This is a genomic window from Streptomyces sp. NBC_00019, assembly GCF_045041015.1.
Taxonomy (GTDB): Bacteria; Actinomycetota; Actinomycetes; order Streptomycetales; family Streptomycetaceae; genus Streptomyces.
Genome location: NZ_CP108302.1, coordinates 1,822,380 through 1,844,267, shown reverse-complemented (window position 1 = coordinate 1,844,267; position 21,888 = coordinate 1,822,380). Strand labels below are relative to the sequence as shown.

Annotated in this window: 17 protein-coding genes; 6 read left to right on the top strand and 11 right to left on the bottom strand. The window is 73.0% G+C overall.

What is annotated here, in order from left to right; translation table 11 throughout:
- Positions 1 to 29: 29 nt before the first annotated feature.
- The 4 genes from OHU89_RS08900 to xylB form a co-directional block, all read right to left on the bottom strand.
- Entirely contained in the window at positions 30 to 635 is a 606-nt protein-coding gene (locus tag OHU89_RS08900; protein WP_405641491.1) for an N-acetylmuramoyl-L-alanine amidase, read from the bottom strand.
- Positions 636 to 678: 43 nt separating this feature from the next.
- Positions 679 to 1,692, bottom strand: coding sequence for an acetamidase/formamidase family protein (locus OHU89_RS08895; RefSeq protein ID WP_266895642.1), 1,014 nt, complete (start codon positions 1,690 to 1,692; stop codon positions 679 to 681).
- Positions 1,693 to 1,972: 280 nt separating this feature from the next.
- Positions 1,973 to 3,181: an ROK family protein gene (locus OHU89_RS08890; protein WP_405641488.1), complete on the bottom strand. Its 1,209-nt coding sequence runs from the start codon at positions 3,179 to 3,181 to the stop codon at positions 1,973 to 1,975.
- Between the two features lie 100 nt (positions 3,182 to 3,281).
- Positions 3,282 to 4,727 (bottom strand): xylulokinase, encoded by a 1,446-nt coding sequence (gene xylB, locus OHU89_RS08885; protein ID WP_405641486.1) that lies wholly within the window; start codon positions 4,725 to 4,727, stop codon positions 3,282 to 3,284.
- Between the two features lie 146 nt (positions 4,728 to 4,873).
- On the opposite strand from xylB, the gene xylA reads away from it, so the two are divergent.
- The gene (gene xylA / locus OHU89_RS08880; RefSeq protein ID WP_405641484.1) at positions 4,874 to 6,040 is read left to right on the top strand and encodes a xylose isomerase; all 1,167 of its coding nucleotides are present in this window, start codon (positions 4,874 to 4,876) and stop codon (positions 6,038 to 6,040) included.
- Positions 6,041 to 6,438: 398 nt separating this feature from the next.
- Positions 6,439 to 7,035 carry a hypothetical protein gene (locus OHU89_RS08875; RefSeq protein WP_405641482.1) on the top strand — a complete coding sequence of 199 codons (597 nt, stop codon included), beginning with the start codon at positions 6,439 to 6,441 and terminating at the stop codon, positions 7,033 to 7,035.
- Here the strand turns inward: OHU89_RS08875 and OHU89_RS08870 are convergent, their stop codons facing one another.
- Positions 7,036 to 8,376 carry an esterase-like activity of phytase family protein gene (locus tag OHU89_RS08870; protein ID WP_405641480.1) on the bottom strand — a complete coding sequence of 447 codons (1,341 nt, stop codon included), beginning with the start codon at positions 8,374 to 8,376 and terminating at the stop codon, positions 7,036 to 7,038.
- Between the two features lie 125 nt (positions 8,377 to 8,501).
- Between OHU89_RS08870 and OHU89_RS08865 the strand changes: the two genes are divergently transcribed.
- Positions 8,502 to 8,906 carry an NUDIX domain-containing protein gene (locus OHU89_RS08865; protein WP_405641478.1) on the top strand — a complete coding sequence of 135 codons (405 nt, stop codon included), beginning with the start codon at positions 8,502 to 8,504 and terminating at the stop codon, positions 8,904 to 8,906.
- Here OHU89_RS08865 and OHU89_RS08860 read toward each other — a convergent pair.
- Genes OHU89_RS08860 through OHU89_RS08850 form a run of 3 tightly spaced genes read right to left on the bottom strand, consistent with a single transcriptional unit; the run spans position 8,893 to position 13,541 of the window.
- On the bottom strand, positions 8,893 to 9,444 hold the full coding sequence (locus OHU89_RS08860; protein WP_405641476.1) for a GNAT family N-acetyltransferase: 552 nt from the start codon (positions 9,442 to 9,444) through the stop codon (positions 8,893 to 8,895). The genes OHU89_RS08865 and OHU89_RS08860 overlap by 14 nt on opposite strands.
- A gap of 6 nt (positions 9,445 to 9,450) precedes the next feature.
- Positions 9,451 to 10,689, bottom strand: coding sequence for an SWF or SNF family helicase (locus tag OHU89_RS08855; RefSeq protein WP_405641474.1), 1,239 nt, complete (start codon positions 10,687 to 10,689; stop codon positions 9,451 to 9,453).
- Positions 10,686 to 13,541, bottom strand: a complete 2,856-nt coding sequence (locus OHU89_RS08850; protein ID WP_405641472.1) for a DEAD/DEAH box helicase — start codon at positions 13,539 to 13,541, stop codon at positions 10,686 to 10,688. Before OHU89_RS08850 ends, OHU89_RS08855 begins: the two co-directional genes overlap by 4 nt.
- A 248-nt stretch (positions 13,542 to 13,789) precedes the next feature.
- Between OHU89_RS08850 and OHU89_RS08845 the strand changes: the two genes are divergently transcribed.
- Positions 13,790 to 13,972, top strand: coding sequence for a hypothetical protein (locus OHU89_RS08845; protein ID WP_327715584.1), 183 nt, complete (start codon positions 13,790 to 13,792; stop codon positions 13,970 to 13,972).
- Positions 13,973 to 13,982: 10 nt separating this feature from the next.
- Here the strand turns inward: OHU89_RS08845 and OHU89_RS08840 are convergent, their stop codons facing one another.
- A complete protein-coding gene (locus OHU89_RS08840; protein WP_405654392.1) occupies positions 13,983 to 15,368 on the bottom strand; it encodes a tannase/feruloyl esterase family alpha/beta hydrolase in 1,386 nt (461 codons plus the stop codon).
- 233 nt (positions 15,369 to 15,601) lie between these two features.
- On the opposite strand from OHU89_RS08840, the gene OHU89_RS08835 reads away from it, so the two are divergent.
- Positions 15,602 to 18,970, top strand: coding sequence for a hypothetical protein (locus tag OHU89_RS08835; RefSeq protein WP_405641470.1), 3,369 nt, complete (start codon positions 15,602 to 15,604; stop codon positions 18,968 to 18,970).
- Between the two features lie 6 nt (positions 18,971 to 18,976).
- Here OHU89_RS08835 and OHU89_RS08830 read toward each other — a convergent pair whose 3' ends face one another.
- Both OHU89_RS08830 and OHU89_RS08825 read right to left on the bottom strand, forming a co-directional pair.
- Positions 18,977 to 19,801 carry a hypothetical protein gene (locus OHU89_RS08830; protein ID WP_266895666.1) on the bottom strand — a complete coding sequence of 275 codons (825 nt, stop codon included), beginning with the start codon at positions 19,799 to 19,801 and terminating at the stop codon, positions 18,977 to 18,979.
- A gap of 134 nt (positions 19,802 to 19,935) precedes the next feature.
- The gene (locus OHU89_RS08825; protein ID WP_405641468.1) at positions 19,936 to 20,232 is read right to left on the bottom strand and encodes a hypothetical protein; all 297 of its coding nucleotides are present in this window, start codon (positions 20,230 to 20,232) and stop codon (positions 19,936 to 19,938) included.
- Between the two features lie 298 nt (positions 20,233 to 20,530).
- Here OHU89_RS08825 and OHU89_RS08820 point away from each other — a divergent pair, with 298 nt between their 5' ends.
- Complete coding sequence (locus OHU89_RS08820) at positions 20,531 to 21,886, top strand: NAD(P)/FAD-dependent oxidoreductase (protein ID WP_405654390.1); 1,356 nt, start codon at positions 20,531 to 20,533, stop codon at positions 21,884 to 21,886.
- The last annotated feature ends 2 nt before the right edge of the window (positions 21,887 to 21,888 follow it).

The window sequence follows — 21,888 nt, the reverse complement described above, 5'->3', positions numbered from 1 at the left end:
CCGTTTCGACCGGCGTCACCCGAACGACATCACTGCCCGGCGCGCTCGACCAGCCTCATATAGCGCTCCCAGTCCCAGTGCGGTCCGGGGTCGGTGTGGTCCGAACCCGGCACCTCGTGGTGCGCGATGATGTGCGCCCGGTCCTTCGGGATCGTGTACTTGGCGCAGATGTCGGCCGTCAGCCGCGCCGACTGTTCGTACAGGACGTCGGTGAAGTACGCGGGGCGGTCCACCCACCCCTCGTGCTCGATGCCGACACTGCGCGTGTTGTGGCCCCAGTTCCCCGCGTGCCAGGCGATGTCGGCCTCACGGACGCACTGCGCGATGTTGCCGTCCCGGGAACGGACCACGTAGTGGGCGGACACCTGCTTCTCGGGACTCCGGAAGACACCCAGGGTCTTGCGGTAGCTCGTCTGCGTCACATGGATGATGACGAGGTCGATCGGGTGGCTCGTCGGGCGGTTCGCCGAGGTGTAGTTGGCGGACGTCGCCGGCTGCCACTCGGCGAGCGGGTGGTCGACGGCGTGGGTGTCCGCCCCGGCGCGCGCCTCCGGCAGCAGCGCGTACGGGACGGCGGTGAGGGCGGCGCCCTTCAGGAGCCGTCGCCTGCTCGGCAGCGGTCTTGCCCGGTCCATGGACGATCGCCTTTCGGTGGTGCGGTGTTGATCGAGACGCGAGTCAGGGACGGACGGTTGCCGCGGTCTCCCTCAGCCGCGCGTGCACACCACGGTGCGTCTCCCGCGCGGGCAGCCACTGCTTGCGGATCTTCGCCACGCAGGTGTAGTTGGTGTCGCACACATTGGCCAGCGGCGACTCGACGGCCTGGGTCGCGAACTGGTACGCGTCCAGCTCGCTGAACCCGTAGTCGCGCACCAGCCACTGCACCAGGTCGAGTTGGGATATCCGGAACGCGTCTTCGAGCGGGCGCGCCGACCCCGTCGAGATGATGTGGGTGTCCGACTCGATGCGTGGCCAGGGTGTCGCGATCCCCTTCAGCAGCTCCACGATCACGACGGTGTTCATCGCGCACTCGACGGCGACCCCGCAGGTCTCGCCCTCGCCCTGCCGGGCATGGCCGTCGCCGAGGCTGAGCAACGCGCCCTCGACGTTCACACCGAGGTAGCAGGTGACGCCGGCCCGCATCTCCGGTGTGTCCATGTTCCCGCCGTGCGCGTCGGGAACCAGCGCCGAGCGGACCTCCAGGTTGGCGGGGGCCACTCCCACGGTGCCGTGCATCGGGTCCATGGGCAGCTCGGCCTCGAAGTCGCTGTCGTGTGCCCGGAACAGCGCGGTGCGGCGGGTCCGGTCCAGCTGCCAGATCCAGACGGTCTCCGGGAGGGGCGGCTGCAGGGTGGCCGTGGTGTGGGTCGAGGTGAGCGCGCCGAAGAGGGGGACGGTGGTGGACGCGGCCCAGTCCCGGGCCGGCTCGATCGACACGAAGTGCACGGCGACCGTGTCGCCCGGCTCGGCGCCCTCCACGTGGAAGGGACCGGTCTGAGGGTTGAGGAACGGGAACTCGCACACTTCGGAGACCAGGTCCTTCTCGGACCGCACCCGTCCGGCGAAGCAGTCCTCGGTGTACAGGTCGAGAACCGTGCCGGGCGCGATGCGCGCCACGGGCGGCGCACCGCCGAACGTCCAGGCGTACTCGCCCGGTTCGGGCCGCACGGTCAGGATCCGGGGGTCGCTCATGGCTGCACTGCTCCGTTTCGCGGAAGGCCGGTGGGGGAGGGCTCCTTGACGTGGACGCGGGTCGTTCTGGCCATACGTCCCGGGTGACGTCGTATCAGGACGATCACATGGGAGGCGGGTGCCGCACCGGCTCGAGCGACTCGCGTGAATCACGGTACGTCGCTTGCGGGTTGGGCAGAAGGACGCAGCGTGTTTCGGTGGACGGCCTGCGACCTGTGGAAAACTCGCTCACTCAGCCGAGTGAACAAGGCCGGCGGACCGGACCGAAGTCGCCCTGCGGTCAGTTCCGTTCGGCCACAGCGGCAGGGTCGTCGAGGACAGCCCGCACCACCGAGTGCGCGGCCCCCAGCAACGGCCCCTCGGGACCCAGCCGCGACACGGACACCGGGCACGGCGGTCCAGCCGTCCGCCGGGCCAGCTCGGCCTCCAGCGAGGGCAGCAGCCACGGCGCGAGCCCGGACAGCTCACCGCCCAGCACCACGTTCTCGGGGTCCAGCAGATTGACCGCCCCGGTCAGCGCGACGCCGAGCGCCCGCCCCGCTTCCCGAAGGGCACGACGTACGTCCTCGTCCCCTTCGGCGGCACGCGCCGCGAGCAGCCCGACCCGGTCGCCCCCCGGCTCCAGACCGGCCGCACGCAGCACGGCCTCCTCACCGGCGTACTGCTCCAGGCATCCACGCCCACCGCAAGGGCACTGCGGCCCCTCGGGTTCCACCGGTACGTGCCCCAGCTCGCCCGCGAAACCGCGGGTCCCGCGCAGCAGACCGCCTGCCACGACGACGGCCGCACCGATGCCGATCTCCGCCGACACGTGCAGGAAGTCGAGCGGGGTGCCGTCGCCGAGCCAGAGTTCGGCGAGGGCGCCGAAGTTGGCCTCGTTGTCCACGGTCAGCGGGAACGCCGTGGGCAGCAGGGCGCCGAGGTCCGTGTCGTGCCAGTCGAGGTTCGGGGCGCGCACGACCGTACGGCCGTCGCGCGCCACCAGGCCGGGCACGGCCACGGCGAGCCCCGTCGGCCACAGGCCCTCGCCCTCCGCCTCGGCGACGACCCGGTCGATCAGCTCGGTGAGTTCCTCGATCACCGGCGCGGGGGAGCGGCCGCGGTTCGCACCGTGCCGTACGGCACGGGCCCGCACCTGGCCGCGCAGGTCGACCGCGCAGACCGCGAGGTGGTCGACGCCGACCTCGGCGCCGATCCCGGCGGGACCGTGCGCGCTGACGGCGAGCGCCGACCCGGGGCGGCCCACCCGGCCCGGCCGCTCGGGGCCGAGCTCTTCGAGCAGGCCCGACCGTATGAGCTCGTCGACGAGGGTCGACACGGCCGCACGGGTCAGCCCGATCCGCGAGGCGACGGCGGCACGGGAGAGCGGTCCCTCGGCGCTGACGGTGTGCATCACCCGGGCCAGGTTGCGGCGGCGCATGCCCTGCTGGGTGTCGGGCAGCGCGCGCCCCGGTCCGGCCGGGTGGGCGTCGTGCAGCGGTGCGGTCATGCCTCCGTCAGTCCTCTGGTGATCGATACGGTTCGCCGCGAGCCCGGCAGGCGGTGGCGACCTCGGCGGGCCGCCGTGCGCCTGCCCGGCGGCGGACGTCTCAGCCGGTCTCCGTCGGCCTGTCCAGCAGCGGAGCCGCGTCGGAGAGTACCCCGGAGATCCGCGCCATCGTCGCCTCGTCCCGCTCCACGGCCTCCAGCACCGGGCCGGCGGTCGTGTTCCAGCGCCGGGCGACCGCGGCCGGGTCCTCGCCGGTCAGCAGACCCGCCGCCTGGGCGGCCGCGCCGAGTGCGACGAGCTCCTTGGCCTCGGGGATCTGCACGGGACGGCCCGAGAGCCGGCGTACGGTCTCCTGCCAGGCCCTGCCCCGGGCGCCGCCGCCGATCAGCAGCAGCGGGACCGAACGGTCCGCGTCCTCGTCGAGGACCAGGTCGAGCGCGCCGAGCAGCGCGTGGACGGCACCGTCGTAGGCGGCCTGGAGGAGCTGACCGCCGGTGGTGTCGTGCCGCAGGCCGTACAGGAGTCCGGAGGCGCCCGGCAGCGCGGGGGTGCGCTCGCCGTCCAGGTAGGGCAGGAGCGTGACACCGGTGGTGGGCTCCACGGCCTCCCGGTCGAGGCCGAGCAGGGCGGCGACGCGGTCGACGGCGAGCGTGCAGTTCAGGGTGCAGGCCAGCGGCAGCCAGTCCCCGTGCGCGTCGGCGAATCCGGCCACGGTGCCGGTCGGGTCCGCGGGACGCCTCTTGGAGACCGCGTACACCGTGCCCGACGTGCCGAGGCTGAGCACGGGGGTGCCGGGGCGCAGTCCGAGGCCCAGTGCGGCGGCCGCGTTGTCGCCGGTGCCCGGGGCGACCAGGGTGCCTTTGGAGAACGGCAGGTCGTGGCGGTCGCGCACGGTCCCCGCCACCTCACCAGGGCGGACCACGCGGGGCAGCAGGGCGGGGTCGAGACCGACGTGCGCGAGGGTCTCCTCGTCGTACGCCTCGGTCGCCGATGCCCACCATCCGGTGCCGGAGGCGTCGCCGCGGTCGGTCGTGCCCTGGCCCGTGAGGCGCTCGGTGAGGTAGTCGTGCGGGAGGCGCACCGCCTTGGTCGCGCGGATCGCGTCCGGCTCGTTCTCGGCGAGCCACGCCCACTTCGTGACCGTGAACGACGGGCCCGGCACGCTGCCGGTGCGCTCCGCCCAGGCCTTCGGTCCGCCCAGCTCCTCGATGAGCCGGGCGGCCTGCGGCGCGGAGCGCACGTCGTTCCACAGCAGGGCGGGGCGTACCGGCTCGCCCTGCGCGTCCAGCGTGACGAGGCCGTGCTGCTGCCCGCCGATCGACACGGCGGCGGCCTCGCGGGCCGCGTCACCGCACTGGTGCAGGGCCTCGCCCAGCGCGCCCCACCACTGACGCGGGTCGCTCTCGCGCCCCGCCCCGGAGGAGACGGTGTGCGACGCCTGTCCGCTCGCCACCACCCTTCCGGTCGACGCGTCGACGACCAGGGCCTTGGTGGACTGCGTGGACGTGTCCACGCCGACGACGAGCGGACCCTCGGCAGCTGACATCGGGCTCTCCCTTTTGCGTGCTCAAGCGGCTCGTGTCTCCGTCCGAAGACCGTCGGAGACATCTTGTCTCTTCCCAGAGACGCGATCGCATACTAATTTGTAAACGGCCATGACGAAATAGTCGCAAGCGAGCAAGGAGCCGCGACATGAACTACCAGCCCACCCCCGAGGACAGGTTCACCTTCGGCCTGTGGACCGTCGGCTGGCAGGGAAGGGACCCGTTCGGCGACGCCACGCGGCGTGCCCTGGACCCTGTCGAGACCGTGCGGCGCCTGGCCGAGCTCGGCGCTCACGGTGTGACCTTCCACGACGACGACCTGATCCCCTTCGGGTCCTCGGACACCGAGCGCGAGGGCCACGTCAAGCGCTTCCGGGAGGCCCTCGACGCGACCGGCATGAAGGTGCCGATGGCCACCACCAACCTCTTCACGCACCCCGTCTTCAAGGACGGCGCGTTCACGGCGAACGACCGTGACGTGCGCCGCTACGCCCTGCGCAAGACGATCCGCAACATCGACCTGGCGGTCGAGCTCGGCGCCGAGACCTACGTCGCCTGGGGCGGCCGCGAGGGCGCGGAGTCCGGTGCCGCCAAGGACGTACGCGTGGCCCTGGACCGCATGAAGGAGGCCTTCGACCTCCTCGGCGAGTACGTGACCGAGCAGGGCTACGACCTGCGCTTCGCGATCGAGCCCAAGCCGAACGAGCCGCGCGGCGACATCCTGCTCCCCACGGTCGGGCACGCCCTGGCGTTCATCGAGCGCCTGGAGCGCCCGGAGCTCTACGGCGTCAACCCGGAGGTCGGCCACGAGCAGATGGCCGGGCTGAACTTCCCGCACGGCATCGCGCAGGCCCTGTGGGCGGGCAAGCTCTTCCACATCGACCTCAACGGCCAGTCCGGCATCAAGTACGACCAGGACCTGCGCTTCGGCGCGGGCGACCTGCGGTCCGCCTTCTGGCTGGTCGACCTGCTGGAGACCGCCGGTTACGCGGGTCCGAAGCACTTCGACTTCAAGCCGCCGCGGACCGAGGACTTCGACGGTGTCTGGGCGTCGGCCGCGGGCTGCATGCGCAACTACCTCATCCTCAAGGAGCGTGCGGCCGCCTTCCGTGCCGACCCGCAGGTCCAGGAGGCGCTGCGGGCCGCGCGTCTGGACGAGCTGGCACAGTCCACGGCGGCGGACGGCCTGAAGTCGCTGCTCGCGGACCGTACGGCCTTCGAGGAGTTCGACGTGGACGCGGCCGCCGCGCGCGGTATGGCCTTCGAACAGCTCGACCAGCTGGCGATGGACCACCTGCTGGGCGCCCGCGGCTGAACGCACGCGTGCGTGCGTGTGTGATCGGTCTCCGCGTTTGATCGGCCCCCGTGCGGAATGCTCCGGAACGATGCCATCCATGGCATGAGTCGGTATCAACTTCCGTGCGGGGGTCGCGCCGTGCCCCGCGTACGGCGACCCTGGACGGTATGGCCATGCCGCCCGTACCGCCTCAGCCGCCCGGGCCGCCGGACGACACGCCGCCCTACGGCGGCGGCTTCGGCCCTCCTCCTGAAGGCTTCGGCTCCTCGGGAGGGGGCTATGGGCCTCCGGGCGGGTACGGCCCGCCTCCCGGAGGCAACGGACCGCCCTCGTACGGGGGATGGGACCCGCCGCCTCCGCCGGAACCGCCCGGTGGGCCGGGCCGGGGCCGCAATCCGTTGTTCATCCTGCTCACCGTGCTCGTGGTCGGTGCCGCCGTCGCCGCGATCGTGCTGATGGCGTCGGGCAACGACGACGACTCGCCGGGCGACAAGCCCAGTGCGAGCGCGAGCAGCTCGCCCCGCCCCACGCTGAGCCTGCCGACCGGACTGCCCAGCGAGCTCCCGACGAAGCTGCCGACCCGACTGCCCTCGCAGTTCCCCACCGACCTGCCGAGCGAGTTCCCGAGCGGCCTCGAATCGCTGATCCCGTCCTTCGCGTCCGACGAAGTGCCCTACTACATGCTGCGGACCGGCGACTGCTTCGACACCGACGGCGACCGGCCCGGGCAGGCGGCGAAGCGCTCCTGCGGGAAGCCGCACGACGCCGAGGTCGTGAAGATCGCGGAACTTCAGGGCGACTACACGACCGACGCGGCCCTGAAGAAGGCCGCGTCGGACCTGTGCGAGCGGACCCTCGACAGCAAGGCGGCGGACCAGCCCGGCGGGACGGTGCGCGGCATCCTGGTGCAGTACCCGGACCCCGCCGGCTACCGGCTCGGCATCGACAGCGTCGCCTGCAGCCTGGCCGCCGACACCCAGGGCACCCGCAAGCTCACCGCACCCCTGACGTGATCAGATGCCGCGCGGCAGCCGCACGTACGTCACCGTCGTCTCCACCCCGCTGTCGACCAGCCGGCCCTGGGCGTCGAACGCGCCCGTGCCGTCGGTCATCCCGAAGTCGTTGTCGTTGATCAGGGCGAGCGTGTCGCGGTCCACGCGCGCGACGCCCTCGATCTTCCCCGGCACCCCGTCGACCGTGCCCAGGTCGACGACCAGGCGCTTGGCGAGCACCGGCACACCCGAGGCGGCCGGATCGTCGAGCTGCTCCAGCGACGGGGCCGTCGTGTCGTCGTCGTAGGGACCGCCGAGGATGTTCGCCGCGCGGTCCAGGTGGACGAGCTGGAGCCGTGCCGCCTTGTCGGTGCGCTCCTCGATCAGCAGACGGTCGCCGCCCACCGCGACCACCGAGGAGATCTTCAGCTCCGAGGTGTCGTCCTCGCTCGGGTCGACGACGTCCACAGAGTCGAAGCGGTACGCGTACTCGGCGGTGACCGCCTTCTTCCTGGGCGAGAACCGCAACAGACGGGTCGTCCGCGACGCCTCACCCGCGTCCGTGTCCGGCAGGGACAGTGGACTCTGCACGGCCAGCACCAGGTCGCCGCCCGGCAGTTGGGCGAGCCCCTCGAAGCCGCGGTTGGTCTTCCGGTGCAGCAGGACGGCGGGCAGCGCCTCCACCCCCGGATAGCCGGCGCCGGTGAGGTTCAGCCCCTCGGGGACGTAGCGCGTCAGCACCTTCCCGCGCGCGGAGACATGGACCAGCGAGGGCCCGTACTCGTCGACGAGCCAGAAACTCCCGTCCGCGGCCCGCACGATGCCCTCGGTGTCCAGCCCGCTCGGGTTGTACGTCAGAGGCGTCCTCGCGTCATAGGTGTACGGCGCCTCGTCGCGCCCCTCCTGGTTCGACAACCCGGTGACCGGCTTGCCGGAGGAGGTGGTGATCGGGATCGCGTCCAGCACCTTCACCGTGTCGCCCGACACCTTGATCCTCACGATCGCCGGGTCGAATCCGGGCACGGGGAACGTACGGCGCTTCGTGCCGTCGACCTTGATCTGACCGTTGGGCCCGCGATCGGTGACGGTCCAGAACTCGCCCTTGCGGCCCGCCGGGTAGATGTCGCTGCCGATGCCGCCGAGGTCCACGCCCCGGTCGTCACCCACCGTGCCGGGCAGCAGCGCGTTGCTGAACGCGCCCAGCGGGATGTCCCCGAGGGTCGCCGTGCGGATGACATGCGGTTCGCCCGACGAGGCGCCCTCGGCCGGGGACGCGGCCACGAGCGCGGCCAGCACGGCGAAGGGCACGCCCGCCGCGAGGGAACGGTGGACGCGGCGCCGGCCGGTGGCAGACGGGGACATCGGGCCTCCTGGGTGAACAAGTTCACTGACAGCGGCCAGATTTGGGCCCCGTGTCGAACGCCGTGCGACCGACAGGTGAACGACGGGTGGCAGGGGCTCGTCGAGCGTGGGTGAGGATGGGTCGCATGACACAAGAGGTACTGGAAGTCGTGGCGGCCGCGATCGTCCGCAGGGGGCGGCTCCTGGTGGTGAGCAAGCAGGCGGCTCCCGAGGTCTTCTATGTGCCGGGCGGCAAACCGGACCCGGGCGAGGCGCCCCTGGAGACCCTGTACCGCGAGCTGGACGAGGAGTTGGGGGTACGGCCCCTGGAACCGCGGTTCCTGGCCGATGTCGAGGCCGTGGCGGCCCTCGAAGGCGTGCCCATGCGGATGTCCCTCTACGGCGCCCGCCTCGCCCAGGTGCCCCGCCCCGCCGCCGAACTCGCGCATCTGCGCTGGATCACCGGGCACGAGGACGACATCCGGATCGCGCCCGCGGTCAGGGACCACGTCCTGCCCATGCTGTGGCAGGGCCGCCTCACGGAGTCGTAGCAGCCCTGGCGGGCGCCAGGAACACGACCACGTCCGTCTCCTGGCCGGGCAGCGGTTCGGGCTCCGTCCAGCCGGTGCGCCGGTAGAACGCGAGCGTGTCGTGCGCCTGGTCCCAGGTCAGCAACCACGCCCGGCCCTCGGGCACGGTGGCGGTGAGGGCCGACAGCAGCCGACGGCCCAGACCCGTGCCGCGGGCGCGCGACCGTACGCCCAATTCGTCGACCTCGAAGGCACCGACCAGCAGCTCGCCGACCCGGTCGGCGCCCAGCCGTCGAGTGACCTTGCCGTACGCGCGGTCGCTGCGGAAGGGAGACCGCGTCGTCCAGCCCGTGACGAAGCCGTCCACCCCACCGCTGTCCGAGAGCGCCAGGACGGCGCGGAAACCGGGGCGGTGCGCGTCCGTCTCCAGCCGCTCCCGGAGCGCCGAGCGGGTCTCCTCGGCGTTCCGGTGGTCCCAGGGCGGGGCGGTGAAGATCTCGACGTACGCCTCGGTGAGCTCGTCCGCGACGGTGAGGATGTCCTGGCCGAAGTGCCTCATGGCACGTCAACCTATCTCCAGGGCCTCCTGAGCCGCAGCCAGCGCGGTCGCGGGATCCTGGACGGCGCCCCCCGCGGGCACCCAGCGGCCCCGCTCCTTGCGGTACGGCCACCAGCGGCCGTCCCGTCCGAGGCGCAACTGGCTCGAAGAGCCCACGACCGTCCACCGGTTGCCCCTCGCCCGCAACGACGGCCGCTCCTCCTCGTCCCACGCCGAGTCGAGCGCGGCACGCGCGCGTGCGAGGGTTTCACCCCCGACCGTCCATTCCTCCTCGAGCACGTCCAGCGCGGCAACGCCTCCGTCCCGCCACGCGCGCAGGGCCGGCGCCAACTCCTCCATGGTGCGCCCCGAGCCCTCCGACAGCCGCTCCAGCACGGCCGTCCCGGGAGCGCCCACCGCGAGGCGGACGGCGTCCTGGGCGACCGTCAACTCGTCGTCGGAAGCGTCCCGTTCGGCCAGCAGACGGTGTGCCTGCGCCGCGGTCCGGGCGGCCAGGTACTCCAGGGCGCCCGGATCGACACCGGAGGGGGCCGGCGTCTCGGTGTCCAGGGAGGGCGGTATGCCGGGCTCCTCGGGGAGTTCCGGCAGTGCGGGCAGCGGCGGAAGGATGTCCCCGGCCGCGTACGCCTCGGCGGCGTCCACCCCCTCCTGCACCTGGAGGGGCGGCGCCTCATCGGGTGCGGCGGTGCGGTCCTGGAGGGCGTCCAGCAAGGCGCGTTCACCGCGGCCCCGCATCAGCAGCAGGACGAAGGGGTCCTCGTCCAGCAGCCGCGCCACCAGGTAGCAGAGCGCCGCCGTGTGCCCGCAGTGGTCCCAGGCGCCGCAGTCGCACTCCGGCTCCAGATCGCCCATCCCCGGCAGGAGTTCGACACCCGCCGCCGCCGCGTCCTCGACCAGGTGCGGAGGCATGTCGCGGTCCAGGAGAGCCGCGACATGGCCTGCGCGCTCGACGGTCATGTCCAGGAAGCGGTCCCACTGGTCCTCGGACAGCTGCTCCAGCAGCACATCGGCCCGGTGCGGGGTGCGGTCGCGGTCCTGGACGACGGCCGTGATGCGCCCCGGCCGTACCGACACCGCGCCGACGGCTCCCGCGCGCGCGAGACTTCGGCCGGTCTTCACCTGCGCGGAGTCGAGCGCGGTGTCCTCCAGCGCCTTCAGCCAGGCCTGGCCCCACCAGCTCTGCGCGAAGCCCCTCCCGTGCGCGGGAGGCAACGCGGCGAACGTGCGCTCCGTCTCGTCACTCATCGTGTGCCCCCTCGCAGTTCGACCAGATCCGCCAGCTCCGCGTCCGTCAGTTCCGTCAGCGCCGCCTCCCCGGCGCCGAGCACCGCGTCGGCCAACTCCCGCTTGCGGCTCAGCATGTCGGCGATGCGGTCCTCGATGGTGCCCTCGGCGATCAACCGGTGCACCTGCACCGGCCGGTTCTGCCCGATCCGGTACGCACGGTCGGTGGCCTGCGCCTCCACGGCCGGGTTCCACCAGCGGTCGTAGTGCACGACATGCTCGGCCCGGGTGAGGTTCAGCCCCGTACCCGCCGCCTTCAACGACAGCAGGAACACCGGGACCTCACCGTCCTGGAAGTGCTGGACCATCGCCTCCCGGCGAGCGACGGGCGTGCCGCCGTGCAGGAACTGGGAGGGCACCCCGCGGGAGGCCAGGTGTCGCTCGATGAGGCGGGCCATCTGCACGTACTGCGTGAAGACCAGCACGCTCGCCCCCTCGGAGAGGATGGTGTCGAGCAACTCGTCCAGGAGCTCCAGCTTTCCGGACCGTCCGACGATCCTCGGCCGGTCCTCCTTGAGGTACTGCGCCGGGTGGTTGCAGATCTGCTTCAGCCCGGTCAGCAGCTTCACGATCAGCCCGCGCCGCGCCATGTTGTCGGCGCCGGAGATCTCCGCGAGCGTCTCGCGCACCACGGCCTCGTACAGACCCGTCTGCTCCTTGGTGAGCGACACCGCGCGGTCCGTCTCCGTCTTCGGCGGCAGTTCCGGAGCGATGCCCGGATCCGACTTGCGGCGGCGCAGCAGGAACGGGCGCACCAGCCGCGACAGCCGCTCGGCGGCCCTCGGGTCCCGGCCGCCCTCGATGGCCTGCGCGTACCGCGCGCGGAACGTGCCGAGGCGGCCCAGCAGGCCGGGAGTCGTCCAGTCGAGGATGGCCCACAGCTCCGACAGGTTGTTCTCCACCGGGGTGCCGGTGAGCGCCACGCGTGCGCGTGCGCCGATGGAACGCAGCTGCCGTGCCGTCGCCGAGTACGGGTTCTTGACATGCTGCGCCTCGTCCGCCACGACCATGCCCCACGACACGTCGGCCAGCCGGTCGGCGTCGAGCCGCATCGTGCCGTACGTGGTGAGCACGAACTCCCCGTCGGCCAGGGCGTCCAGGTCCCGTCGCGGCCCGTGGAAGCGGCGCACGCGCGTGCCGGGGGCGAACCTCTCGATCTCGCGCTGCCAGTTGCCCATGAGGGAGGTCGGGCACACCACGAGCGTGGGACCGGCGGTGGAGGCATCCGTCTGCCGGTGCAGATGCAGGGCGATGAGCGTGATCGTCTTGCCGAGTCCCATGTCGTCGGCGAGACAGCAGCCCAGCCCCAAGGAGGTCATCCGCGCCAGCCAGTTGAGGCCGCGCCGCTGGTAGTCCCGCAGCGTGGCCGCGAGCTCCGCGGGCTGCTCGACCGGCTGTTGCGCCTCGGGGTCCGCGAGCCGTTCCCGCAGGGCCGCGAGCCATCCTGTGGGGTGCACCTCGACCCGGTCGCCGTCGATCTCCGTGGAGCCCGTGAGCGCGGCGCCGAGGGCGTCGACGGGGGTGATCTTGCGGTCCTGCTGGGCTCGGGCCCGGCGCACCTCCTGCGGGTCGATCAGGACCCACTGGCCCCGCAGCCGCACGATGGGGCGGCTCGACTCGGCCAGCCGGTCGAGCTCCTCGCGGGTGAGCTGCTGGTCGCCGAGTGCGAACCGCCAGTTGAAGGCCAGCAGCGCGTCGGCGGAGAGGAACGACGGGGCGTCCGAAGAGAGTCTGCCGGGCTCCGACGCGTCGTCCGGCGGACCGACCACCGCGCGGGCCGTCAGTTCGCGGGCGAGCTCCTTGGGCCAGTGCACGTCGACGCCGGCGACGGCGAGGGTCCGGGCGCCGGCCGAGAGGAGATCGATGATCTCGTCGTCGGCGAGTTCGAGCGCGTCCGGCACGGCCGCCGAGAGCAGGGGCGCGAGCGGCGGCCAGGCGCGGGCCGCGCGGCGCAGCGCGAGCAGGGCGTCCATCCGCGCACGAGGGCCGAACGCCCCGCCCGGCCCTGCCCACACCTCGGCGGCGTCCGCGACCAGTGCCGGATCGCTCACGTCGTGCACCTGCAGCACGGCCCGGAACGCCGGGGCGGCCTCGTCCTGCGCGGCGGTCGAGAGACCGGGTACCTCGATCCGCAGCGACAGCCGTACGCCCGCGTCGTGGCCCGCGGCCACATCGGCCGCCCAGGCCCGGTGCCCGGGCACGTGCTGCGGTTCCCGCGCCGCGTAGGAGGGACCGCCGGTCACGAGCGACGCGGCGGGGGAGCGGGGCAGCGTGTCGGCGATCGCGTCGAGGAAGGCGCGCAGCAGCCGCTCGGGATCGGGCAGCCGCAGCGGTGCGCCCCCGTCGAGCGGTACGGCGTGTGCCTCGGGCGGCATCGCCGCGGCCAGCGCCCGGACGCGCTCGACGTCCTCGGGGCGCAACGGACCCACGCGCCAGGCGTCGTGGTCGCCCTCGGACAGGCCGGGCAGCAGCAGCCCGCGGGCCGCGAGCTGCAGGGCGTGCACGGCGGCCGTGCCCCAGAACACGGTCGCCCGATGGCCGTGCGTGGCGGCACGCGCACGCGTGAGGACGGGCAGGGCCGCCCGCACCGGCAGCAGCACGGCCGGCACGGTCACCGTCTCCACCCCCTCCTCGCCGGGCACGACGACGGTCAGGTCCTCGACGGACCCCGACGCGACGGCCGGCGGTGCGTCGCCATCGGGGTCCCAGAAGGCGACGGAACCGGTGCGGGCCGGGTCGCCGGGGACGAACACGGCACAGCAACGGGCCAGTTCAGAGATCTCGGACGGTGTTGCCGCGGGAATCCTCGGCACAGGAATGCGACACTCCTCAAACTTGACTACTCAGCGCGGAGTGGCCGAGGGTACAGCACTTGCCCGGCTGGCCCGGAATGGCCGGGCCGTGATCTGGGTCACCTCATGGTGGGGATGGGTATCCCTGTCTCAGGGACGCCTAGGGGTAGCGCCTCAGGGACGTCTCAGGGTCGTGGTGCGGAACCGTGGAGAGCGCGGGCCCGTTCTCAGGACAGAGAGCGGCAGTGGCCGCGGAGGAGGCGACACACATGTCGAAGAGAGCGAAGATCGCCGCAGGAGGTGTGGCGGTCGGCATCCTTCTGCTGATCTGGCTGCCGTGGTGGGCCGCACTCCTGATCGTCCTGGGAGTACCGGCCGCCGCGTACCTCACGCTGGACCCCTCGCAGCGGCGCAGGTTGCGCCGTGTCACACGCAAGGAGCTCGGTCGCTGAGAGCCTCGGGCTACCGGGCCGCCTCGGCCCGGCCGGCCAGAGTGCAGGAGTCGACCACGTCGCCGCTCGCGGGCCTGCTCACGGCATGGTCCGCGGGCGGCGGTGTGCCCCGCTCCACCCATGACACCAGCGCGTCGAAGGCCGACCGGTAGCAGGGCAGGATCGGCCGCAGCCGGTCCGGATAGGTGTCGTACAGGCCGTCGACGTGCGTGCCGCCCTCGACCGTGTAGTAGCGGTGCAGACGGCCCCTGCCGCTCGCGTCGATCATGCGCGCGTACACATCGGAGTCGGCGGCCTCGGGCAGCAGTGCGTCCAGGTCGCCGTGCAGGGTGATCAGCGGTCGGCCGATCCGTCCGGTCAGCGCCACCCGGGCCACGGCGCGATGGACGGACGCCGGGCGTGCGGCGTAGTCGTAGACCGCGTCGGTGGCACAGGGCGCCAGCACCTGCTCCGTGGTGGTCCCCGCGGTCGGGCCGGGGCAGGCGGGGTCGTAGGCCGGGTCGAACTCGGCGCGGTAGATCTTCTGCGTGACTCCCCAGTAGGCCTTCTCGTGGTACGGCCACAGGAACTCCGAGCCGCGCGCGAAGCCCACCGCGTACAGGTCCTCGTCCCGCGCCGAACCGGTCGTACGGGCCACGGCCGCGGGCAGCGAGGTGAGCAGATTCGGGCCGTCCGCGGTCCACAGCGCGCCCTCCCAGTCCACGCCGCCGTCGTACAGCTCCGGATGGTTCTCCAGCTGCCAGCGCGTCAGATAACCGCCGTTGGAGATGCCCGTCATGTACGTCCGCCTCGGCGCGTGCCCGTAACGCCGGGCCACCGCACGCTTGGCCGCGCGCGTGAGTTGGGTGGTGCGCGCGTTCCACTCGGCGACCGCGTCACCGGGGCGGATGCCGTCGCGGTAGAAGTCGGCGCCGTTGTTGCCCTTGTCGGTCGCGGCGTAGGCGTAGCCCTGCGCGAGCACTTGGTCGGAGATCGCCGTGTCCGTGGCGTACTGCCTGCGCGTACCCGGTGCGCCGGTGACGACGAGTCCGCCGTTCCAGTGGTCCGGCAGCCTGATGACGAACTGGGCGTCGTGCTGCCAGCCGTGGGTGGCGTTGAACCGGGAGGAGTCCGGGAAGTAGCCGTCGACCTGCACACCGGGAACCCCGGACGGGGTGCGGGTCGCCCTGGCCGTCAGCCCCGCCTGGTCGGCCGTGTCGGTGTACGGGGTGCCGGCCAGCCCGGTGGTCGTCAGATCCGTGAGGCACGCGCTCCGTTGGAAGGCCGCGCCCGGTACGTGGACGCGGTCCTGTCGTGCGCAGTGACCATCTGCCGTACCTGCGGCGGGACTCGGCCAGGTGAGGGCCGTCGCCACCAGTGCGGCGGCGAGGAGCGGGACGCCTAGGGACAGGTGCATGAGGGCCTCCAGGACGGGTCGGGGAGTCGCGGGCTGCCTCATGGTGCGAGTGCTGTAGGACGCCATCCATGGGTCGGGGCCACATGGAATGAGCTCGCCGTATGTGAAGTGCCGTGCGGAGGAAGGAGATCGAGGAGGCGCGAGAAATCCGTTTGCGCAGGTGATCGGCGGCACCCCACCATGGCCGACATGACTTCTGGAAAGGGGGCCCAGCGACTCCACGGTGAGCGCTGATGGCCGCATACGAGGCGTCCCCGACGCCGTCCCGACAGTCCCAGAACCCGCCGGCGCCCCTGACGCCCGCCTGGCTGAGGGCCCACTTCGACACCCTGCCCTTCCCGGCCCGTACGAGCGCCCTGGCGCGGTACGCCCGCACCCTCGCTCCGGGCGCCTACGAGACGCTGCACCACGTCCTCGACCACGGTGATCCCGCCGACCGGCACACAGCTCTGTTCCTCGCGGTGGCCCGCCGCGACCTGGAACGGGTGACGGAGGCTCTCGCGGACCCGCTGCTGGGACGCCGGGCCCGCTCGGCGGCCATCCGGCTGCCCGTACCCGAACAGGCCTTGGAACGCCTGGCCCTGAGCGACATCAGGGCCGTACGCCACGACACCTATCGACTCCTCAAGCTGAGCCGCCGCACGGCACTGGCGGCCAGGCTGCTGCCGCGGATCCACGAACGCCACGGCGGCCGGGAAGCCGCCGCGCTCCTGCCCGCCTGCCCACCCGAGACGGTGGCCGCATGGCTGCCCCGCGTCGAACCGGCACCCGGCGTCCTCAACTCCCTGGCCCGCACCGCCCCCTACGCCGTCGCCGCACACGTGACGGCTCAATGCGCCCACCGGCCCCAGCACTCGACCCGCCAGTTCCGTGCCGTCGCGTCGCTCGCAGCCCGGCGCGACCCGCACGCGGCGCTCCTGTTGCTGGACCGGACACCGCTGCTGCTCACTCCCGCAGCCGTCCTCTCCGCCCTGACCCGGCCCGCCGAAGCACTGGCCGTGCTGCGCACACCACCCCCCGGCCCCGGCGACCGCACCCGTGAGCGCCTCGTCCCCGTGGGCCCACTGCCGCCCTCGCTGCGCCGCATGCTCCTCGCCCTGCCCGCACACGACCTGGTGGAACTCGCCGAGCACTGCCGCTGCACCGGACGCCGGCCCACCGCCCCGGGCCGCACCGACGTCACCCCGGACGGCCTGCTCGGTCTCCTCCCACCCGCCGAGCGGCGCCGCATCGTCGAGAAGCACACCAGCACGACGTCACGGCCCGTCCCGGCACTGGTGGGCGCGCTGGCCGCACTCGAACCCGCCGACCGGGCAGATCTGGTCCGCCCCTCGGCGGTGGGTAGCGAACGCCGCCCATGGGCCCTGGTCCGAGCGGCACAGGCGCTGCCGCTCGCCGAGGGCGAACCGTTGCTGAAGGCGCTCGCGGACAACCACCGCGCCCAACACCGGTCCCTGGCCTGGACCGCCCTGCTGGTCTGCGCCGAACTCGAAGGCGACCCCGAACAGTTCGCACGCGTCGCCGCCGACTGCGAACGGGCCTGGCACGACCAGGACGCCGTGCGCCGCCCAGCACTCGAACAACTCGCGGGCGCCGCCGGTCACTTGCTCGCCGCCCTGCCCGAACGCGTCCTGCGTGACGCCGTCCTCACCACCGTCCAGGCGCGCGACGCGACGGAAGGCACCGTCAGGGCCGCGCGACGGCTGCTCCACCGGGTCGTCGAGCGGGCGGCGGCGACCGGCCGACCGGACCGGGCGGCCTACGCGGCCGGACTGCTCGGCGAACTCGTCACGCGGCCGGAACAGACCGAGGCGCTGCCCCCGTTGCACGTCGGCGAGACGACCGCCCGGGCCATCTGGACGGCGATCGCACCGACGGCCCTGCGCCGGCCCGAGGTGGGCACCGCCCTCGCCGAACTCCTCGCGACACACCTCACCGCGCTGCCGGAACTCGACGCCGAGGCGCGACGGCTCGCCGTGGAGTGCGACGATCCGCACCTCGCGGCGCGTGCCGCGGCGGCATGGGTCCGGCCGCCGCGGCTGCGCGAACAGCGCTGCGCCGAACTGATCGCCCTGGACCCGACCTTCGTCACCGTTCCCGTCGTCCTGCGGACCGTCGCCACCCGACGCACCGATCTGCTCGACCCCGTCCTGGCCGCCGCACGCGAGGGCCTCACGGGCCGGCTGCGGACCCGCCGTACCGCTTGGACACCGCACCTCGCGCCTGGGATCGCCGGAAGGTGGCTGCCTGCCCAGCGGGACGCCTGGGAAGAGCATCACGCGCGCGTGGTGCTCGACGAATCGGCTCCGCTGCGCGTGCGGACCGATGCGGCGCGGCTGCTGAGGGACCCCGAACGTCTGACGGCGCTCGCGCAGGACGCCCCACAGCCGGTGGCAGCGGCGGCACTCGTGGCCCTCGGCGACGTCCCGGACCGCGATCCCGTGGCCCTCCTGCTGCGGCACGCGGGAACCGGGGGCGTGCGCGGCCGTGCCGCGATGGCCTCGGTGCGGCGGCTGATCGCACGGCTGCCGGACGACGACGCGGTACCCCTGCTGGCACCTGTGGCGTGCGCCGCGGACAGCCCGGTGGGCGCCCGCAAGGAAGCCGTACGGGCACTGGCCGACCTCCCACGGCAGGACGCCTTCCAAGCCCTCCTGGCGGCCTGGGACGTGCCGGGCCGGCATCGGGACGTGCGCGCCGTCCTCGCCCGCGTCCTGCTGCCGGCGATCGACCACCGGGACGTGGCCGACCGTCTGGCGGGGGCCGTCCATGAGACCGCCGTACGCGACGAGGTCGTGCACGCGCGCGTGCGCCTCGGGCTCACGGTTCCCAGGGAGGCGTACGCCGCCTTCCTGGTGCGGCTGGTGGAGACGGGCGACGAGGACACCGTGGTCGCGGCGTGCCAGGTGCTTCCGACGTGGCTGGTGCCCGGTGGCGCCGACGGTGCCCATGCGCTCGCGGAGGCCCTCGCGGCCCCGACCCGTCCGCGCAAGGTGTGGGACGCGGCCGCGCGGCAACTCGTCCGGCTGCCGCCCGGTCCGATGACCGAGTCGGCGTTCCGAGGCGCCTTCGACGCCCTGGCCGCACGAGCCGTGGACCCACGCGCGCGTGCCGACGCGCTGCGGCGGCTGCACGCGTGCGCCGAGTACTCGGATCCAGGAGGCGGCGAGGAGCCGCCGGCGGTGCTGGACGCGCTCGCCGACACACTGGAGGCCGTGGGACTCCACGCCGACGCCGCGCGTGTGAGCTGGGACAGCGCCATGGTGCTCGTAGGCAACGGCGAACACGACGAACACCGGTGGGAGCGAGTCGCGCGGCAGTGCGAGACGGGGGCGGGACGGCTGCCGACGCGGCACTCCGTACCGGCCGATCTGCACCGGCCACGCGTGCGTGCCGCCCTGCTCGCCGCCGCGCGGACCCTCCGTGCCCGAGGCTCCGCCGTGACCGGCCGCCTCGCGCTGGACCTCGTCCGGGCCGGCGGCCGGGCGGCGTCCTGGGACGAACCCTGGCGCGCCGAACTCGACGCGCTCAGGGCCCACCAGGACGCGGACACCGTCGTGGACGCCCTGCTGGTGGACCCGGACGGCTGCGGCCGTCGATGACCCGGTTCAGCTGGGACGTACGGCCATCTTGTCGAGCGCCTCCAGCAGCCCCGGCAGCTCCGGGCCGCGGCCGACCGGCAGAACCTCGCCGGGCTCGTCGTCGAGCAGCACGAACGCGATGTCGTCGGTCCTGGCCACGAGCGACCAGCCGGGTCCGTCGGCGCGCAGGGTGCGGGCGTCGCCCGGCGCGAAGGAGGACCGGACCCGACCCAGGGGCGGCGGCGTGTCCACGTACCCGCGGGCCTCCGCGAGGACACGCCGGATGCCGCTGTGGCCCTTGGGAGCGTCCTCCTCGCCCTTCTCGGCGGACTCGACCGGTTCCGGCACCGGGAAGTCTGCGTCGTCGATCTGCTCACGCCACGTGGCCCACTGGAGGGCGATCTCGTCGGCCCCCAGCCGGCGCTGAGCCGGCCCCCACGTGCTGGTGTCCGGCGGTGTCAGCGGGGGGCCGTCGACCTCCGGCGCGGGATCGTGCGGCGCGGGCACGTTCGGAGCCGCGACGGCGACTGCGAGAGGCCAGCCCGGCAGGGCGGCCACGACCGTGCGTTCGTCGGGCGACAGGTCGTACTCCATGCCGCAGTCCCAGGACGCGATGGCGACGGCGACCAGCGAGACGTCGTCGATGACGACCGTCCAGCGGGAGCCGTCGCCGTCCTGGCCGAGCACCAGGCCGTACCCGTCGGCGAGCGGCGCGAGACCGAGCGCCGCACAGGCCTCCGGATAGTCGTCGCCCAGCACGCTCGGGAACTTCGCCGGCGTCAACAGCACCGCCGTCAGCACATAGAGCGCGTCGTCCGCGGCGGCGACGGTGTCCTCGTCCGTCCCGGCCATCCCAGCCTCCCCATCGGTATGTCCAACGGCGCGCACCCTAGTGTGCGCGGAAGCCGCTTGTCACGACTCCCCAGCCCACCCGGAGCTGCTGTTTTCCGGCCGGACAGGGCGAATCGGCCTCTATGGACCGTCGATCAGGCCGCCGGAAGCCCCAGGAGGGCACGGGCCACGGTCTGCGGCGACTCGTCGCGCTCCCGCGCGAGCGCGATGACCGCCCGGCACGCCAGCTCGCTCACCCCGAACGACAACGCCTCCGGAGACACCCAGCCGGCGGCCTCGTCGATCTGGTCCTGGTCGTCCTCGGCACAGGCCGAGACGTAGGCCGCCGCGGCCTCGAACAGGTTGTGTGTGCGTTTGTCCCGGCCGTTGTCCGTATCGGAACGCACGGTGTTGAAGAATCTGGCGAAGGACTTGCGGACCCTGCCGAACATGCTGACCACCTTCCCCCTGCGTGGTTGGCTGACCGATCGTTCATCTCCCCCTACTCAACGTAGGGTTGGATCTCCGGCGACAGAAGGGGCGGCGCGTCTCCCGCTGGCGGACAGGCCCTCACAGGATGGCGGGTTCGAGACGCCCTGAAGGGCCGGAACACGGTCAACGCTCCTTGCGGCGAAGGATACTTGTGCCTTCTCACCACATGGCGACCAAGGGAGCGGATCGGTGAACTCTGCCGTAGGAACGGGCCGTGGGAGCGAGGGCGGCGGCCGGGGCGAGCGGCATGCGGTCGTCGTGGGCGGCAGCATCGCGGGGCTCCTCGCGGCGCACGTCCTGGCCGGGCACTGCGACCGGGTGACCGTCGTCGAGCGTGACCGGTTCCCGGAGGCCACCGGGTCACGGCCCGGCGTACCCCAGGGCCGGCATCCACATGTCCTGCTGGAGGGCGGACAGACAGCCCTGGAGTCACTGCTGCCGGGCTTTCTGACGGAACTGGAGGAGGCAGGGGCGCCGCGGGTGGGGATGCCGTCGGACATGGTGCTGTGGCAGAACGGCCGCTGGCTTCGCCGGTGGCCCGCGTCGACGCACATATACACCGGCTCCCGCGCGCAGCTGGAGGAGCTGATACGGCGGCGGGTTCTCGCCAATCCGGTGATCGGCGTGATGGAGGGGGTCGAGGCCGTCGGGCTTCTCGGTGACGCCTCACGCGTACGGGGCGTACTCCTGCGGGAACGTTCCGGCGACGTCGGCGCGGAACGCCGGGCCCTGGAGGCCGACCTGGTCGTCGACGCCTCCGGCAGCGGCACCAAGGCGCCGCAGTGGCTCGCGGCGATCGGCGCCGAGACCGCGCACGAGGAGACCATCGACACCGGGCTCGCCTACGCCTCACGCGTCTACCGCGGACGGAAGGGCACCCTCGACGGCGAGACCCTGGGCCACTACGTCTATCCCGGGCTCGACCAGGTCAACGGCGGCGGTGCGCTGCCCCTGGAGGACGGCAGCCATCTGGTCATCGTCTCGGGGCTGCGCGGCGACGAACCGCCCACGGGCGACGACGAGTTCGAGACGTACACCAAGCGACTGGCGCATCCGCTCCTGGACCGCTGGCTGGACGAGGCCGAACCGCTCTCGCCGGCGTTCGGCTACCGGCGGACCGCGAACACCCGGCGCCGCTACGACCTGCCCGGCCGCCGCCCCGCCGGATTCCTCGCCACCGGCGACGCCCTGTGCACCTTCAACCCGATCTACGGGCAGGGCATGGCCATCGCCGCGATGAGCGCGGTCGCCCTGCGCGACACGCTCGCCGACCGGCGCCGCACCCCCACCACGCGCCGCGTGCAGCAGGCGCTGCTCGCGGCATCCCGGCAGGCGTGGGACATCTCGGCCGGAGCGGACCGAGGGATGCCGGGCGCGGTCGGCACCGCGGTCGCAGCCGGCCCCGCGGACCGCGTCGCGGGGTGGTACCTGCGCCGGGTCACGGAACGGTCGCCGGGCGACCCCGTCGTGGGGCGCGCCTTCCGTGCCGTGCTGGTCCTCGCCGAGCCCGTCACCGCCCTGTTCGCCCCCTCCGTCGCCCGGGCCGTCCTCTTCAGCCGGCCCGGGCCGACGCCCGCCGAGCCGCCGGCGACACCGGAGGAACAAGGGCGCTGAGC